A 16,777-nucleotide genomic window follows, 5' to 3' on the forward strand; every position below is an offset into this window, starting at 1 on the left:
ATCGAACTAACTCAATTCGATGGCCGGATACCCCACCTTTGGCTGCAGGCGGACGGTGAACCGGTCAACATTGGTCGTCGCTTCGATGCCGGAAGGGCGGACGGTATATTCCCGGAAGCAGGGCACCTGTGGGATCTCGGCGACCGGACTCGCCGGTGGCCATTCCAGGACGACCCGGGTGGCCGACGAGATGGCGAAGGCCTCTCGGCTGCACTCCAGGCCAATCGGGTGCCAGATCCTGATCGTCTCTCCGGCATCCAGCCGGAGGGTCAGGCAACTGCCGCTGGCCGCCGCTCCGACGATGATCCGCCGGTCCTCGACGGGCTTTCCGAACCAGTCGCCAAAGACGCGGGGCGTTCCCGCCTTGATATTCTGCACGGACATCTGGATTTGGGCAGCGATAAGGCTTGCCTCGTTGATAGTCACAGCGCTGATGGTCGCCTCGCTCACGCCGGCTCCTTCCCCGAGACGCCCCCCGGTGCGGCGTCTGGGCTGGGGCTTGTCAATTGCTCCCATCCCAATAGTCGTCCAGGGCGGCTGAGGACTTGAGCGGAATCTGACGACGCGGTTCGCCAAGAGTCGACACGGCGGCGACGTCCGGGTCGGCAGGGCCGAACGCCTCCCGCCTACTTGTCGGCTTTGAAAGAGCTACGCAACCGACGATGTCGGCGGCTCCAGTGCCCATCGACCCTGTCATCATAGGTGCTGCCGACCTGCGGTAGGCAGTGACCGCCGGCCAGGACCTGGCCGGGCCGGGGGGCGAAGCCGACCGAGAAGCCGTCGGCGGTAACCAGGGACGAGGCCACCACCTGGGCCCAGGAGGCCTTGCCGAAAGAGACCCTCCCGGTGGCCACGGGACGGGCGCGCTCGGTGCCTGCGGAGAACAATCGCCAGCCGCCCTCCGTCCAAGGAGGGGGGGTGACGTTCGTGGACAAATCCCCGTCGGCAGCCGGCGCCCTGGCCCTGGTGCTGATCCTCAGCCTCGGCGGATCGCTGTTGGTTCAAGGTTCGATCAACGGGCGCCTCGCGGCCCAGGTCGAACGGCTCGAAGGAGAACTCTCCGCGACCAAAGAGGAACTTCGGGCGGTCGGCGCCCGTCTGACTTCGGCCCTTAGCTCCGGGCCACTGAACCAGGCCTTCGCCACCGCCGGGGCCCGGTACGAGGTCCCGGTGGACCTCCTCAAAGCCGTCTCCTACGCCGAGTCCAGGTGGTGGCACCGCAGTGGGTCATCCCCGAGCATCGATGGGCGATACGGCCTGATGGGCCTGCGGCGCGGGGCCACCCTGACCAGGGCCGCCAGGCTGCTCGGTCTCAGCGAGGAAACGCTGATGACCAACCCGGTAGAGAACATCTACGGGGCGGCCGCCGTGTTGCGCGATCTCGATGAGCGGACAGCCAACGGCGCCCGTCCTTCGGCCGACCTCGATGACTGGTACCAGACGATCAAAGCCTATGGGTGCTTCGGCAGCGACTATGTGCGGACGCTGTACGCCAACGAGGTCTTTCGGTTCGCGCGGCAGGGAGCGAGCCGGACGATCTCAGGGGAGGAAATCCGCATCCAACCAGCGGCCGGCGGCGGGAACTAGGCGACCGATTGGGGCCGCTCACCCGAAAAGCAAGGCCCGGACAACATCCGGGCCTTCTCGGCATCGGCCGACGCGGTGCAGGCTCTCAGGCTACCCCCCTCAGGCGATCCCTTCCCCTTCCTTGGCCAGCTTGACCTTCTCCTCTTCAACCAGGACGCGGCGGAGGACCTTGCCGACGATGGTCTTCGGCAGGGAGGTGCGGAACTCGACCTGGCGCGGGGCCTTGAAGGCGGCCATGTGGTCGCGGCAGAACTGGATGATCTCCTCCGGGGTGGCCGTTTCCCCTGGCTTCAGGATTACGTAGGCCTTGACCGTCTCGCCGCGGTAGGGGTCGGGGACGCCGGCCACGGCTGCCTCGAGGACCTTCGGGTGCTCGAAGAGGATCTCCTCGACATCCCGCGGGTAGATGTTGAAGCCGCCGGCGATGATCATGTCCTTCTTGCGGTCGACGACGTAGAAGTAGCCCTCTTCGTCCATCTTGGCGATGTCGCCGGTGTAGAGCCAGCCGTCGCGGAGGGTCTTGGCCGTCTCGTCGGACCGGTTCCAGTAGCCCTTCATCACCTGCGGGCCCTTGATGACTAGCTCGCCGACCTCGCCGGGAGGCAGGTCGCGTTGGCCGGTCTCGAGGTCGACGATCTTCGCGTCGGTGTCCGGGACGGGCAGGCCGATGGAGCCGATCCTGCCCTTGCCCCAGATGGGGTTGGCGTGGGTGACCGGGGTCGACTCCGACAGTCCGTAGCCCTCGACCAGCTTGCCCTGGGTGATCTCCTGGAACTTGTTCTGCGTCTCGGCCATCAGGGCGGCCGACCCGCTGATGCACGACTCGATCGACTTCAGGTTGTACTTCTTTATCTCGGGATAGTTGTTGCAGGCCACGTACATCGTGGGGGCGCCGCAGAAGATGGTCGCCTTGTGCCGCTGGATGTTCTCGAGGACGTCCTTGACCACGAACCGCGGCAGGAGGATCATCGACGAACCCAGGAAGGTGGCCATGTTCATGACCGAGGTCATCCCGTAGGAGTGGAACAAGGGCAGGGCCCCGACCATGACCTCCTCACCCCAGCGGGACTTATGGAACCACTCGCGGCACTGCATGACGTTGGCGACCAGGTTCTTGTGGGTCAGGACGGCCCCCTTGGCGGTGCCCGTGGTGCCCCCGGTGTACTGCAGGACGGCCGCGTCCCCGCCGAGATCGTGGGTGACCGCCGACGGCGCCGCGGCGTACTTGGCCACGAGGTCCTTGAAGGCAATCGCCCCGCTCCCCGGCTGGACGCCGACGACCAGCTTGTCGCGGCGGGCCTTGATCGGGTAGAGCGCGCTCAGCGGAAAGGGCATGTACTCGGCCATCCCGGCGATGATCAGTCGTTTCAAAGGCGTCTTCGCCCTGACCTTGTCCAGCCTCGGCCAGAGGTGATCGAGGATGACGATGGTCTCGGCGCCCGAGTCGTTCATCTGGAACTCCAGCTCGCGGTCAACATACATCGGGTTGGTCAGGACCACGGTGGCCCCCGCCCGCAGGGCCCCGTAGTAAGCGATGACCACCTGCGGGCAATTGGGCAGCATGATCGCCACCCGGTCACCCTTCTTGACCCCCATCGCGGTCATCGCCGTGGCGAATTTGTCGACCTGGTCCTTCAGCCAGCGGTAGGTGAACTTACGATTGAAGAAGATGATGGCGGTCCCGTCCGGTCTTTTGGACGCCGAATCGTAGACGAACTGGTAGACCGGTACTTGGGGGTAGTCGATGGAGGGCCGGACCTCTGGTTCATAGCTCTTGTGCCAGACTCTTGCTTCCACCCGAACCAACCTCCCCGATTTATCTTCCGGTTCATAATATTACGAATGTTGGGGCCGGAATCCTGCTGGTAATAGGAGCGGATTGCGGAGTTTGTCATAAAGACAGGAAAAGGCCCCGACCATGGCAGGCAAAAGCCCGGCAGGGGATGTCCCCGCCGGGCTACAGATTCTACTAAGCAGTGGTAACTCATTCACTTGAGCCTTGAACAGTTGTCATCTCTGGGGCCGGCGCCGCAGAAACCGGAGTCAAGATGTACGAGATGTGGACCGCGCTAACCTCTCTGGACTTGCCCCCCAAGAGTACCGTATCTCCGCCCACTTGAATTGACCCGTCAATTGACACATTATGCCAGTCTACGTACATCAAACCTCAATTCCGGTATGTCTTCACGCGCAAGCCAGCTTAGTTGGGCGTAAGATCTCCTTAGGCCGGAGAAAGGCCCCCCAGTCTCAAAGACACCTTTGCTTGCCAGTGTTATCCCACCTACTTCGGTATCGAAACCAATGGCCGTGATCTCTGCCTTCAACAGAGCCAGATAGTCGCAACAATCGGTGGAAAATAAGCTGGGCGAAACCTTTACCTCCAGGAGAACGCCGCTCTTAGGGCCTTCTTTGATGCCGCCGACATCGATTGTCGACTTTCCCTTGTGCTTGACGGTCTTACCATCAATCTTGACTAGAGGATTGTCCGCGAACTGGCAACCGTCGCCAGCAAACCTGCTGCTAAGCGGATCAATAACTAGTCTTTCTGCTAAGCGCCCTCTGAGCCTACCCAGGTAATCATCCTCAGATAAGTCGCGCTGCCCATGAGGAGAGTCATATAGCTGTTCAACTAGCCGAAGGAAATCTTGGAGATACTGCTTCTCGCTATTTGGCAGGACTGACCCGCGAAGCCTCTTCTTGTGTCCAGGCCATTCAGAGGCAAAATTGGCCATAGTCTTGATCTTGAAAACCACATCAAGCAAAGACTCCAGGAAATCTGGATGAATCTTTAGGAATGAGATTAACCTGGAAAGTGATGGCTGACTATCGACCTCCTGAACTGCCCTAAATTGTGCAACCAACTGAACCCGACTAGTCATCGCTCTTCCCCGTCGGATTTGATTCCCGCGAACGTTCAATGTTCTTAGAGGTCTGGAAAACATCGATGAGGGGTATTAGTAACGGTGAAAGCCCCATCCTCATGGTGATATTGGCCACCAATTCTCGAGTGAACGGAAAAAGTAGCGCGAGAGCCTGGTTTGCCACAAATTCCCGGAATCCCTGGGCATCACTCCCGGGCTCGGTACTACAGTGTCCGGCAATCGTTAGTCTAAGACCAACGGCTTGCCGATCGCCTTGTTTAGCAGCTATATCTAATGTCAGGCTACAATGCCCCTCGGTGTCGGAAACAACCTTCCCGTCTGCCTCAGCCTTAATGGATACATCTAGGTGGTCCAATGCTTCATCTGAATAAAGCTTACACTCTAGCTCTTTGAGCAACACCTTGGTGAGCTGAACCCGGTGAGGCACTATGTGTTGCTGTACCTCAGGCGACATTAGCCCACGTCCTTGTTTCCATAGCGTCAGCAGCCCTGGTGGATGGGTGTCCACCGTAGAAACAAAATGTGGGTTGATGTAAGGCAGGTTTAAGGTCGAACGATATCGACACATTAACTGCGGCAAGGTTTTGGATATGCTCCAACACGAGGTACTTCGAACGGAGAAGTCCAGTTTTCTTCAGCCCGGAATGCAACTGCTCAAGCGCCTCTATGAGCCAAAACCATCTATCATCAACGCTTGTTGCACCTTCCATCAAGTAACTCATATACTCAACCAGGCCAATGAGATCGACTAGCTCCTCCTCTCGGTCTACCACAATTTGATCCGTGCATTCCTCGATTATCGAGGTGCCAGTCGAATTGTACCAACTGGCAAACTCGGGGTGGACTGCAATAACCTCTGCCACAAAACCCGCGTGCTTCTTTACAAAATCATCGAGGACTTGTCGCCCGACGTCTCTCAAAGAAGACTCCTGCCCTGGGCCAAACTTTGATGGGGTTATCCACTTGAAAAGCTCAGTCGCATCCCCATACTGCTTAACCCAATTGATGAGAACTTTGGTAAAGGCCATTAGCTCACCCTCCGTCCCAGAGTATTCCCGGGACTCACGCATATGACACTCCATGGCCAGACACTGCTGCGCAAGATTAGGACAAGAGAAGACCGCCGGTCCTAGGAATCCTCTGATCTAACCGTTTGCCTCAAAAACCCCATACTCTATATCGTTTCAGTCCAGATAATCCTTCAGCTTCTTGCTCCGACTCGGGTGCCGCAGCTTCCGCAGGGCCTTGGCCTCGATCTGCCGGATGCGCTCGCGAGTGACGGCGAAGACGTGGCCGACCTCTTCGAGGGTTCGGGCCCGGCCGTCGTCCAGCCCGAAGCGCAGGCGAAGGACGTCGCGCTCGCGCGGGGTCAGGGTCGCCAGGACCTCTTCGAGCTGCTCCTTGAGGAGCATGAAGCTGGCCGCCTCGGCCGGCGCGGGAGCGTCCTCGTCCTCGATGAAGTCACCGAGGTGGCTGTCCTCTTCCTCGCCGATGGGCGTCTCCAGAGAGACCGGCTCCTGGGCGATCTTGAGGATCTCGCGGACGCGGTCGACGGAAATCTCCATCTCGGCGGCGATCTCTTCGGGAGACGGCTCGCGGCCGAGCTTCTGAAGCAACTGGCGCTGGACCCGGATCAGCTTGTTGATGGTCTCGACCATGTGGACCGGGATGCGGATCGTCCTGGCCTGGTCGGCGATGGCCCGGGTGATCGCCTGGCGAATCCACCAGGTCGCGTAGGTGCTGAACTTGTAGCCCTTCCGGTAGTCGAACTTCTCGACCGCCTTGAGCAGGCCGAGGTTGCCCTCCTGGATGAGGTCCAAAAAGAGCATGCCGCGGCCGACGTACTTCTTGGCGATGGCCACGACCAGGCGGAGGTTGGCTTCGGTCAGGTGGCGTTTGGCCTCTTCGTCCCCGGCCTCGATCCCCTTGGCCAGGTCGACCTCGTCCTGGGCGGTGAGAAGGGGCACCCGCCCAATCTCTTTGAGGTACATCCGGACGGGGTCGTCGATGGCGACCCCTTCGGGCACGGACAGGTCGACCTCTTCGGCCGCGTGAGATCCCGTCTCGGAGTCGGCTTCGGCCGGAGGTTCGGTGGCTTCGTCACGCTCGAGGGGTCCGACCGGAGTGGCCTCAGCCTCGGGAACCTCGCCGACGACTTCGATGCCGTCTTCTTCTAGCATTTTGTAGATGTCGTCGATCTGGTCGGGGGAGAGCTCCTCGTCCTGAAGGGCGTCCATGACCTCATTGTAGGTCAAGACGCCGCGCTTCTTGCCTTTGATGATTAGCTCGCGCACCCCCGCGCTCTTCGGTTCCTGGCTCTTCATCCGGTTTCCCCTTTCGATACATGCCGTTGGCCCGGCGGGGCAGCCGTGCCTCCGGCCGAACGTAGTTGCTGAAGTTCATGATATTCCCGGAGCATCGCTTCGGGAATCTCTTGGCCGTCACGCTCCAGGCGTTCCATCTCCACCCGGATGAGTTCGGCCCTGGCCTTGACGGAGGCCTCCCTGATTGTCTTTAGGTAGCCCGGGACCATCTTATCTGGCTCGCCCGGCGGCATCTCGCCCATCACGATCTCGGCGGCCACCCGGGCGTCATCTTCGTTCTCGAAGTGGGCCGGCAGGGCGGCGAGGAAGGCTTCGGACCCCGGGGGCTCGGAAGCCGCCTCCTCGCCGAGGACCATCTCGGCGACGACCCGCTCGGCGGCCCCGGAGAAGTCGTCCGGCCCGAGCCCCCCGACGATCTGCCGCCTCAGCTCCGGCTGGTCGATGAGCAGCCGGAGGAGTCCCCTCTCGGCCAGCAGCCTGGCCGTAGGACGGCCGGCGCGGGCCAGGTCTTGCCCATTATTATTCCTGCTCAACGCTGGAATATGCTGGCTGATCGGTCGGCCGCCGTCGGTGGACTGCGTTCCCGACTTCGTCTGCCTGGCCCGAAAGGCCTTGCGGACCTCGGTCCGAAGGGCCTCGACACCAAGGCCTAGCTTGGTCGCAAACTCCTGAATGTATGCCTCACGCTCGACCGCGTTTTCCAGCCCGGCCAGCACCGTGGCCATGGTCGAGGCGATCTTGACCTTTCCCTCGACGGTCGCCGGGTCACCGTCCCGCCTGGCCAGCTCAAACCGGTACTCCACCAGGGGCAGGGCCTTCTGAGTGGCCGTCCGGAAGGCGTCGGCACCCCGCAGGCGGATGAACTCGTCCGGATCCTTGCCCTCCGCGAGGGCGGCGACCCTGACTCGGCAACCCGCCTCGCCGAGGATCTCCAGACCGCGCATTGTGGCGGTCTGTCCGGCGGTGTCGGCGTCGTAGGCGATCACCGTCTCCGGCGCCATCCGGGCCAGGATGGCTCCCTGGTCACGGGTCAGCGCCGTCCCCAGGCTGGCCACCACGTTCTGGACGCCGGCCTGGTGGCAGGTGATGGCGTCCATGTACCCTTCGACCAGGATGACCTGACCGCTGTCGCGGATGGCCGGCCTGGCCAGGTTCAGGGCGTAGAGGTTGTGCCCCTTGGCGAAGACGACCGTATCCGAAGAGTTGAGGTACTTCGGAAGACTGTCGTCGAGGACCCGCCCGCCGAAGGCGATGACTCGTCCGCGGGCGTCGAAGATCGGGAAGACCACCCGGTTCCGCAACCGGTCATAGTAGGAATCGCGGTCGACGCTGTGGATGACCAGGCCGGCCCCTTCCATGGTCTTCGGCGGAAAGCCCTTGCGAGTTAAGGCCTTGAGCAACAAATCCCAAGCTTCGGGGGCATATCCGAGGCGGAAGCGCTCGACCGTTTCGGCGGTCAGGCCGCGATCGACGAGGTACTGGCGGGCGCCGGCCCCCTGCCGGGACTTCATAAGGGCCAGGTGGTAGAAGTCCGCCGCCAGCTCCAGGGCATGATAATGGGCCTCGCGTTCCTGGCGCCTTCGGGCTTCCTCGGGTGAAAGCTCCGGCTCTGGGAGCGGGAGACCCACTCGTTCCGCCAGCCCGGCCACGGCCTCTGGAAAGGTGAGGTTGTCCCGCTTCATCAGGAAATGAAAAACGTTGCCCCCGGCATGGCAGCCAAAGCAGTAGAACATCTGCTTGTCCGGGGCAACCGAAAAGGACGGCGTCTTTTCGTGGTGGAACGGGCAGAGTCCGACGAAGTTCTTGCCGGTCTTGCGCAACGCGACGCTCTCGCCGATGACGTCGACTATGTCGCTGCGCGAGCGAATCTCCTCGATGAACTCGTCGGTGAGTCCTTTCACCGCCCATCCCTGCCCCATGGCCTGTAGCAGCTACCTGCGCTCAGGCTTTAATACGCTTTCGCTACGACTCCGGTTTTTCCTCCTCGGCGTCATCCGGCCCTTTCTGGGGCCTGGACCTCGCCCTCCGAGGGAGCCGGCGGGAAGTGCTTGTCGAACTGGGCCATGGCATAGCGATCGGTCATCCCGGCGACATAATCACAGGCTCGCCGCCAGTCCGGGGCGGCCAAGCTGGGGGGATCGCCACCGGCAATCTGCCCGGGGTTCTTCCGGTAGAACCCGTAGAGGGCCTGGACCAGCTTCCTCGCGTTGTCCTCTTCAGCCTTGGCCCCGGAACCGACGTAGACTCGCTCGAAGAGGAAGCTCCGAAGGTCGTCCATGGCCCCCCTGACCGGCCGGCTCAGGGCCAGCTCGGGGCGGTCATAGCTGGCCTCGATGACCGCCGTGACCAGGGTGTTGATGCGCCTGGCCCGGGTCGCCCCGAGGACGGCCACCGGGCCGGCCGGGACGTCTTCTGGGGCGATGATCCCCCCACGAATGGCATCATCGATATCGTGGTTGATGTAGGCGATCCGGTCGGACATCCTGACCAACTGGCCCTCGAGGGTGGCCGGAAGGTCTCCGTCGGCCCAGAGGTCGCCGGTGTGCTTGGCGATGCCGTCGCGGACCTCCCAGGTCAGGTTGAGGCCGACTCCCTCGGGATGGCCGGGCTCGAGCCGCTCGAGGAGGGAGACCACCCGGAGGCTCTGCTCATTGTGGCGGAAGCCACTATGGCCCTCGGCTTCGAGGGCGTCATTCAGGACGGCCTCTCCGGTGTGCCCGAAAGGGGTGTGACCGAGGTCGTGGCCCAGGGCGATGGCCTCGGTCAGATCCTCGTTGAGGCGCAGAGCGCGGGCCATCGTCCGGGCGATCTGGGCCACCTCGAGGGTGTGGGTCAGGCGCGTCCGGTAGTGGTCACCGGCCACGGCGATGAAGACCTGGGTCTTGTCCTTGAGGCGACGGAAGGCCTTGGAGTGGATGATCCGATCGCGGTCCCGCTGAAACGCGGTCCGGATCGGGCACGGCTCCTCGGCGACCTGCCGACCGAGGGAGCGGCTGCTCCTGGTGGCATGTCGGGAGAGGGTGCGGTCTTCCAGGTCCTCGGTGAACAGCCGCGGTCGTACGGACACACGGCCGCCGTCTTCCGGTCTGTCGCCCATCTTTGCCCTCCAGAGTGGCTAAGCGCGCCTGTGTTGTATACGAGCCTCGGCCGGACATTCCTTCCGGGTGACGAAAATTTTCGTCGACGGGCGGCCGGCTCAAGTCTCTTCGGTCAACGCGCTAACCAAACGTGGTCACAAGGACGATGATTCCTATTAGATATGGTGCCGAAAGGGGTCCCACGAAACCGCGGAGTGGCGCGGGGGCCGTTCTTCGAGAAGGGTGTTGACCGTGAACAAGACCGACAACCCCATCGAACCCACGCGGTTCATCCTGACCGCCGCCTCCATCGAGCTCCTCATGGGGCTCAGCGTCTATGCCTTGCCGGTCGACCTGCTCGGCCCCCTCTCGCCGGACCTGCGGGGTTTCGTGACCGCCCCGATGAGCACGGCGGGCATCCTCTTGCTGCTCCTCGTGCGCTATCGCCTGCCGCGTTGGGGGCGCTGGGCGGTGCTGGGCTTTGCCACCTTCACCCTGGGCTTCGGGGCCGCCCGGTTGGCCATGGAAGGCCTGTGGATGCTCGCCTTCCTCGAGGCCTCCCTGGTCTGCACCTTGCTGGCGGTGGCCGCTCTGCCCCACGGAATCGGGGGCGTCGTCCCGGACTTCACCTATCTCTTCCTTGCGCTGACTGAGCTCTTGAGCGGAGCGGCGATGCTCATCCGCCCCGAGGTCTTCCTTTACCCGACTTTCCCCCCCGTCCGCGCCTCGACGACCTGGGTCGGGGCGGCCGTGCTGGCCGGCGGGGTACTCTTGACCCTGCGCCGCGACGGGACCAAGTCGCGGATGTGGCTGATCAGGCCCCTCCGCCACCTATTCTATCTGAGGCCCTGGCTGGCGGCGGTCCTGCCGATCCTGATGTTCTATGACCAGCTCTGGCTGAAGGACATCCAGGGCCTGCTGGCCTGGGTGATTTTCCTGGCGGCGATCCCGTGGCCCAAAGGCGTCCTCATGCTCGGACCGGTCGAGGAGGAGGACCGCGCCACGCCGGGGGGCGAAGCGGCCGATTCCATCTCGAACCTGGAGCGCACCCTGGAGATCTGGACCTGGCTATTGGCCCTGGCGTTGGTTTTCTGGAGCGCCCTGCAGGGCTCACACCGGGCGGGGCCGACCGGCGCCGAGGAGGTCTTCACCCTGGCCCTGGTGGCCTGGAACATCGTGGCCTTCTGGGTCCTGCGCGGGCGGGTCACCCCCGGGAAGCGCCTGGCTTGGCAACTGCTCTTCCTGGCGACCGCCGTCGGCGTCTTCCAACTGACGGCCCGCGATCGAACCGTGGCCTACATCTTCGCCGGGCTGCTCATCGTCATCCCCAGTCTGTGGACCAGGGCCTTCGGCACGAAGTCCGGGTGGAGACTGCTCGGTTCGGCGTTGGCGATGATCGCCCTGGGTGGTCTGAAAAGCTGGGCCATCGATGGCCTGGCCCTCGGAGCGGCGATGGGTGAGACCCTGATCGAGCTGTTCGTCCTGGCTCTCGCCGGCGGGATGGCCGTCCGCAGCGCCGGCGAGCAGCGTCATCTGGCCGCCAGCCTCGACGCCCGGGCCCAGGAGCTTTCCGGGGCTCAGGAAACCCTCCGCCAGAGCGAAGAGAAGTTCCGGATGGCCTTCACCCACGCGGCCATCGGGAAGGCCCTCATAAGCCCGACCGGCGGGCGTTTCCTGGCCGTCAACCAAGCCCTGAGTGAGATGCTCGGCTATTCGGAAGTGGAACTCCTGGAGATGACGGACGAGGCCCTCCTCCATCCGGAAGAGCGTCAATCAGGCCATGGTCTACTGGCCCGCCTGCGTCAGGGACCCGTTGACTCCGTCGACCTCGAACGCCGTTACCTCAACAGCCGGGGGGAGACGGTCTGGACCCAGGTGACGGCCTCACCGATCCGCGGGGCCGATGGCGCGCCGCAGTGCCTGGTGGTCGAGATCCAAGACATCACCGCCCGGAAGCAGGTCGAAAGTCAACTGGTCCACCAGGCCAATCACGACTCGCTGACCAACCTCCATAACCGCCGCCGGTTTCGCGAGGACCTCGAGCGTCAGCTGCGGCTGGTCGAGCGGTACGGGTACCGGGGGGCCGTCATCTACCTCGACCTCGATGGCTTCAAGGAGGTCAATGACGCCTTCGGGCACCAGGCGGGCGACATCGTCCTTGTAAGTCTGGCCGAAGCCCTCGAGGCCCACCTCCGAAAGACCGACACCGTGGCCCGCATCGGCGGGGACGAGTTCGCCGTCCTCCTCCCCGCCGCCGGTCCGGCCAGGGCGGGGGTGGTCGCCGAACACATCCTCGGCACCGTGTCCGGGCACGTGACGTTGATCGGGTCCCGGCCGGTACGGGTGACGGCCAGCCTTGGGGTGGCGATGTACCCCGATGACGGGAGGTCGCCGGACGAGCTTCTCAGCCGGGCCGACATCGCCCTGTTCGAGGCCAAGCGAAGCCGCAACTGCTACGTCTTCTACCGTCCGGAGATGGCCGAGGCGGCGGCCGGACCTGGGGTCGGCTGACCGGGGGCTGACCGGCGGGCTGACCGGCCACCTCTGACCGATCGGCAAGAAGGCCCGGGACCAAGCGGTCCCGGGCCCTGCGGTTCGTCAGCCGGCCGGCCGGATCTCGGCCACTGAACCAATGACCACGTCGGCCAGCGGCTCGAGCTTCTCGCGCGGGTTGGTCCCGGTCAGGACCCCCACCTTGAGGCGCACCCCGGCGTTCCGGCCGAGGGCCATGTCGTCGGGGGTGTCTCCGACCATCGCCACGTGCTCGGGCTGAACCCCGAGTTGCTCGCAGACGTGGAGGACGAGGTCCGGGTGGGGCTTGCCGCGCTTGACCAGGTCGCTCCCGCCCAGGTAGTGCAGGAACGGGCGGAGGCCGGTCATGGTCAGCATGACCTCGCTGCGGGTGACCATATCGGTGGTGGCCACGGCCAGCCGGAGGCCGGCCTTTCTCAGGTCGCTCAGGGCCGCGGCCGCTCCGGGCAGGGCCTGGCTGACCTCACCAATCCTGGCCAGGAGCCGTTCCTCGGCCCGGGCGAAGGCCTTTTCGATGACCGACCGCGCCTCGCTCCATCCGAGCCCGGCGTATCGGTACAGGGCCCCGGCGGCGATGATCGTCTCCTCGGCCCGCGAGGCCATGGCCAGGGGCCCGGCCGGATCGATCCAACAGCGCCCGCGGTCGTATCCATCCACCGCATCGAGGTGCGCGGCCAGGTCCGGGGTCAGCCGGATGATCTCGCCCAGGGCCTTACGGCGCTCCTCGGCCATGGCCATCCACCATGGAAAACAATCGACGAGGGTACCGTCCTTGTCGAAGATGATCGCCTCGACCTCGGCCACCACCGGGCCGAAACGGACAGGGAGCATGGTCGTCACTTATCCTTTTCGACGGCGATCTTTTGGGCCACGTTGGCCTGAGCGGCGGCCAGCCGGGCGATGGGCACCCGAAAGGGCGAGCAGGACACGTAGTCCAGGCCCACCCGATGGCAGAAGCCGATCGACTGCGGGTCCCCGCCGTGCTCGCCGCAGATCCCGATCTGCAGGCCGGGCCGCGTCCCCCGGCCGAGCCGGACGGCCATCTCGACGAGCTTGCCGACGCCGCCCTCGTCCAGGGTGGCGAAGGGGTTACCGGGCAGGATGCCCTTTTGCGTGTAGATCGGTAGGAACTTGGCCTCGGCGTCATCACGGGAAAAGCCGAAGGTCATCTGGGTCAGGTCGTTGGTGCCAAAGGAGAAGAACTCGGCCTCGGTGGCGATCTCGTCGGCGGTCAGGGCGGCCCGCGGGACCTCGATCATCGTCCCGATCATGATCTGCTTGAGGGTCACCCCGGTGGCCTTCTGGACCTCGTCAAGGACCCGCTCGGTCATGCCGCGGAGGAGCTGGAGCTCCTTGATGTGGCCGACGAGGGGAATCATCACCTCGGGCCGGGCGTCAACGCCCTCCTTGACCAGTTGGGCGGCGGCCTGGAAGATGGCCCGGCACTGCATCTCGTAGATCTCGGGATGGACGACGCCAAGACGGCAGCCGCGGAAGCCCATCATCGGGTTGAACTCGGCCAGGGCCCGGACTTTCTTGAGCAGCTCCTCTTTCTCGGCGATCTCGGCGTCGTGGCCGGTCTCACCCTTGGAGGCCAACGCCCGCAGGCGGGCGATGTCGACGGCCAACTCCTCGCCGTCGGGAAGGAACTCGTGGAGCGGCGGGTCGAGGAGACGGATGGTCACCGGGAACCCTTCCATCGCCTTGAGGATCCCGTAGAAGTCGCCTTGCTGCATCGGCAGGAGCTTGTCAAGGGCCGCCCGGCGGTCTTTTTCGTTCAGGGCCACGATCATCTCCTGGACCACGGGGATGCGCTCGTGGGCCATGAACATGTGCTCAGTCCGGCACAGGCCGATCCCCTTGGCTCCGAAGTCGCGGGCCTTCTTGGCGTCGCCCGGCGTATCGGCGTTGGCCCACACGCCGAGTTTTTTGAGCTCGTCGCACCAACCCAGGATCTCCTCGAACTCGCCGGAGAGCTCCGGGTCGACCAGGGGCACTTCGCCCAGGATGACCTGGCCGGTGGCCCCGTCGATGGAGACGAGGTCGCCCTCGTGGATGGCCGCCCCGTCGACGAGGACCTCCTTCCGCTCAACGCTGATCTTCAAGGCGTCGCACCCGACCACGCAGGGTTTGCCCATGTGGCGGGCGACGATGGCGGCGTGGCAGGTCATCCCGCCGCGGCTGGTCAAGATGCCCTGGGCGGCGATGATCCCGTGGATGTCGTCGGGGGTGGTCTCCGGGCGAACCAGGAGGACCTTCTGCCCCTTCTCCCCGCGAGCCTGGGCCTCGTCGGCATCGAAGACGACCTGGCCGGAGGCGGCCCCCGGCGAGGCCGGCAGGCCCTGGGCGATCACCTTCAGCTTGGCCTTGGGGTCGATTCCACGGTGGAGGAGCTTGGTCAACTGGTCGGGCTCGATCCGCATGATCGCCTCACGCTTGCCGATCTTGCCCTCGTGGACGAGGTCGGCGGCGATCTTGACCGCCGCCGCGGCCGTTCGCTTGCCGGTCCGGGTCTGCAGGAGATAGAGCACGCCGTGCTCGACGGTGAACTCGATGTCCTGCATGTCGGCATAGTGCTGCTCGAGCAGTCCACAGACCCCGACCAATTGCTTGTAGACGGCCGGAAGGTCCTTGTCAAGCTCGGCGATGGGCTTCGGGGTGCGGATGCCGGCGACCACGTCCTCGCCCTGGGCGTTGGTCAAGTATTCGCCATAGAGGCCCTTGTCACCGGTGGCCGGGTTGCGGGTGAAGATGACCCCGGTGCCCGAATCGAAACCCATGTTCCCGAAGACCATCGTCTGGACGTTGACGGCCGTCCCGAGGTCGGCGGGAATGTTGTTCTGCTTGCGGTAGACGATGGCCCGCTGGTTGTGCCAGGAGGCGAAGACGGCGACGACGGCCATCTCCAGCTGGACCACGGGGTCCTGCGGGAAGTCCCGCCCGGCCTCCCGCTTAACGACTTCCTTGTACTCGTGGACGATGCTCCTCAGGCTGTCCGGCGAGATCTCGTGGTCGAAGCGGACCCGCTGGTCCTCCTTGTGGCCCTCGAGGAGGCGCTCGAAGTCGTGGATGTCGACCTTGAGGACGACGTTCGAGAACATCTGGATGAACCGCCGATAGCAGTCGTAGGCGAAGCGCTCGTCGTTCGTGGCCCTGGCCACGGCGAGCACGGTCTGATCATTGAGACCCAGGTTGAGGATGGTGTCCATCATCCCGGGCATGGAGAACTTGGCGCCCGACCGGACCGACACCAACAGCGGGGTGTGGGTATCGCCCAGCTTCTTCCCGGTCTTCTTCTCCAGGCGGTCGAGTTCCGCCAGGGCCGCCGGCCACAGGCCTTCGGGAAGCTTCTCGCCCTCGGCGTAGAAGGCCTTGCAGGCCTCGGTGCTGATGGTGAACCCGGGCGGGACGGGCAACCCGATGTGGGTCATCTCGGCCAGGTTGGCCCCCTTGCCGCCGAGCAGATCGCGTTGACAGGCCCGTCCCTCGGCAAATGGAAAGACGTACTGTACCCCGCTCATCAGTCTCTCGTCTCCCTCCCTTTGATCATCCGAAGAATGGCGCCGGCCGTCTCCTCGACGGCCTTGCCGGTGACATCGATGCGGCGGCAACCGAGGTGTTTCATGATTCCCCCGGCGTACTCGAGTTCCTCGATGATCCTTTCCCGGCTGGCATAACCGGCCTCGCCGGGCAGACCGAGGACTTCGAGCCGCTCCCCACGGATATCATTGAGCTTTTCGGGGTCGATGGTCAGGCCGATGACCTTTCCCCGCGGCAGCTTGAACAGCTCGGGCGGCGGCGGGACCTCGGGGACCAGGGGCACGTTGGCCGCTTTGACCCGCTTGTTGGCCAGGTATATGCTGACGGGCGTCTTCGAGGTCCGGGAGACGCCGACCAGGACGACGTCAGCCCGATCCAGGCCGCGCGGGTCGAGTCCGTCGTCGTGGTCGACGGCGAACTCGACCGCCTCGATGCGGCGGTAGTAGTCCTCATCGACCCGCCGGAAGAGGCCCGTCTCCATCCGGGGGGCGCCGCCGGCGACCCGGGCCAGGGCGGCCAGGGTCGGGCCGAACAGGTCGACCTGCGGGATGTCCCGGGCGGCCGCCTCGACCGCCATGGCTTCCCGGAGTTCCGGCAGAAGCAGGGTGTGGACGATGGCGCAGGAGCCCCGGGTGTGAGCCCGCTCGATGACTTCGAGGAGGTGGTCGCGGTCGCTGATGTACGGCGCCCGAACGACTTCGAACTCCTCCTCGAACTGGCTCATGGCCCCTCTGGCGACCAGCTCGGCGGTTTCACCAATGGAATCGGAGACGACGAAGACGGCCGGCCGGTCCACCTGATCACCCCCACTATTTACGCTGCGGGCCTGGGATTT

14 protein-coding genes are annotated in these 16,777 nt (G+C 64.3%); 2 read left to right on the forward strand and 12 right to left on the reverse strand.

Translation table 11 applies throughout. The features are described from left to right. Positions 1-6: 6 nt before the first annotated feature. Together VGL40_11810 and VGL40_11815 are read right to left on the reverse strand one after the other, a co-directional pair. Positions 7-450: a hypothetical protein gene (locus VGL40_11810; GenBank protein ID HEY3315947.1), complete on the reverse strand. Its 444-nt coding sequence runs from the start codon at positions 448-450 to the stop codon at positions 7-9. A 176-nt stretch (positions 451-626) separates the two neighbouring features. Next, a complete protein-coding gene (locus VGL40_11815) occupies positions 627-887 on the reverse strand; it encodes a hypothetical protein (GenBank protein ID HEY3315948.1) in 261 nt (86 codons plus the stop codon). 40 nt (positions 888-927) lie between these two features. On the opposite strand from VGL40_11815, the gene VGL40_11820 reads away from it, so the two are divergent. Next, complete coding sequence (locus VGL40_11820) at positions 928-1,587, forward strand: transglycosylase SLT domain-containing protein (GenBank protein HEY3315949.1); 660 nt, start codon at positions 928-930, stop codon at positions 1,585-1,587. Positions 1,588-1,686: 99 nt separating this feature from the next. Here the strand turns inward: VGL40_11820 and VGL40_11825 are convergent, their stop codons facing one another. From VGL40_11825 to VGL40_11855, 7 genes are all read right to left on the reverse strand, one after another. Continuing rightward, the gene (locus VGL40_11825) at positions 1,687-3,384 is read right to left on the reverse strand and encodes a long-chain fatty acid--CoA ligase (GenBank protein HEY3315950.1); all 1,698 of its coding nucleotides are present in this window, start codon (positions 3,382-3,384) and stop codon (positions 1,687-1,689) included. A 344-nt stretch (positions 3,385-3,728) separates the two neighbouring features. Continuing rightward, entirely contained in the window at positions 3,729-4,466 is a 738-nt protein-coding gene (locus tag VGL40_11830) for a hypothetical protein (GenBank protein HEY3315951.1), read from the reverse strand. Further along, positions 4,459-4,923, reverse strand: a complete 465-nt coding sequence (locus VGL40_11835) for a protein-export chaperone SecB (GenBank protein ID HEY3315952.1) — start codon at positions 4,921-4,923, stop codon at positions 4,459-4,461. The genes VGL40_11830 and VGL40_11835 overlap by 8 nt, the downstream gene beginning before the upstream one ends. Next, positions 4,913-5,497 carry a hypothetical protein gene (locus VGL40_11840; protein ID HEY3315953.1) on the reverse strand — a complete coding sequence of 195 codons (585 nt, stop codon included), beginning with the start codon at positions 5,495-5,497 and terminating at the stop codon, positions 4,913-4,915. The genes VGL40_11835 and VGL40_11840 overlap by 11 nt, the downstream gene beginning before the upstream one ends. A 156-nt stretch (positions 5,498-5,653) precedes the next feature. Further along, positions 5,654-6,793, reverse strand: coding sequence for an RNA polymerase sigma factor RpoD (gene rpoD, locus VGL40_11845; protein ID HEY3315954.1), 1,140 nt, complete (start codon positions 6,791-6,793; stop codon positions 5,654-5,656). Then, positions 6,790-8,694: a DNA primase gene (gene dnaG / locus VGL40_11850; GenBank protein HEY3315955.1), complete on the reverse strand. Its 1,905-nt coding sequence runs from the start codon at positions 8,692-8,694 to the stop codon at positions 6,790-6,792. The genes rpoD and dnaG overlap by 4 nt, the downstream gene beginning before the upstream one ends. A gap of 89 nt (positions 8,695-8,783) precedes the next feature. Beyond that, the gene (locus VGL40_11855) at positions 8,784-9,860 is read right to left on the reverse strand and encodes a deoxyguanosinetriphosphate triphosphohydrolase (protein HEY3315956.1); all 1,077 of its coding nucleotides are present in this window, start codon (positions 9,858-9,860) and stop codon (positions 8,784-8,786) included. A 262-nt stretch (positions 9,861-10,122) separates the two neighbouring features. Here VGL40_11855 and VGL40_11860 point away from each other — a divergent pair, with 262 nt between their 5' ends. After that, positions 10,123-12,381, forward strand: coding sequence for a diguanylate cyclase (locus tag VGL40_11860; GenBank protein ID HEY3315957.1), 2,259 nt, complete (start codon positions 10,123-10,125; stop codon positions 12,379-12,381). An 87-nt stretch (positions 12,382-12,468) separates the two neighbouring features. Here the strand turns inward: VGL40_11860 and VGL40_11865 are convergent, their stop codons facing one another. From VGL40_11865 to VGL40_11875, 3 genes are read right to left on the reverse strand one after another with little or no spacing between them, the layout of a single operon-like run. After that, entirely contained in the window at positions 12,469-13,233 is a 765-nt protein-coding gene (locus VGL40_11865) for an HAD family hydrolase (protein HEY3315958.1), read from the reverse strand. Between the two features lie 5 nt (positions 13,234-13,238). Then, positions 13,239-15,923, reverse strand: coding sequence for a pyruvate, phosphate dikinase (ppdK, locus tag VGL40_11870; GenBank protein HEY3315959.1), 2,685 nt, complete (start codon positions 15,921-15,923; stop codon positions 13,239-13,241). Continuing rightward, entirely contained in the window at positions 15,923-16,738 is an 816-nt protein-coding gene (locus VGL40_11875) for a pyruvate, water dikinase regulatory protein (GenBank protein HEY3315960.1), read from the reverse strand. Before VGL40_11875 ends, ppdK begins: the two co-directional genes overlap by 1 nt. Positions 16,739-16,777 lie beyond the last annotated feature (39 nt).

Source organism: Bacillota bacterium (assembly GCA_036504675.1).
Classification (GTDB): domain Bacteria; phylum Bacillota; class Sulfobacillia; order JAJYWN01; family JAJZPE01; genus DASXUT01.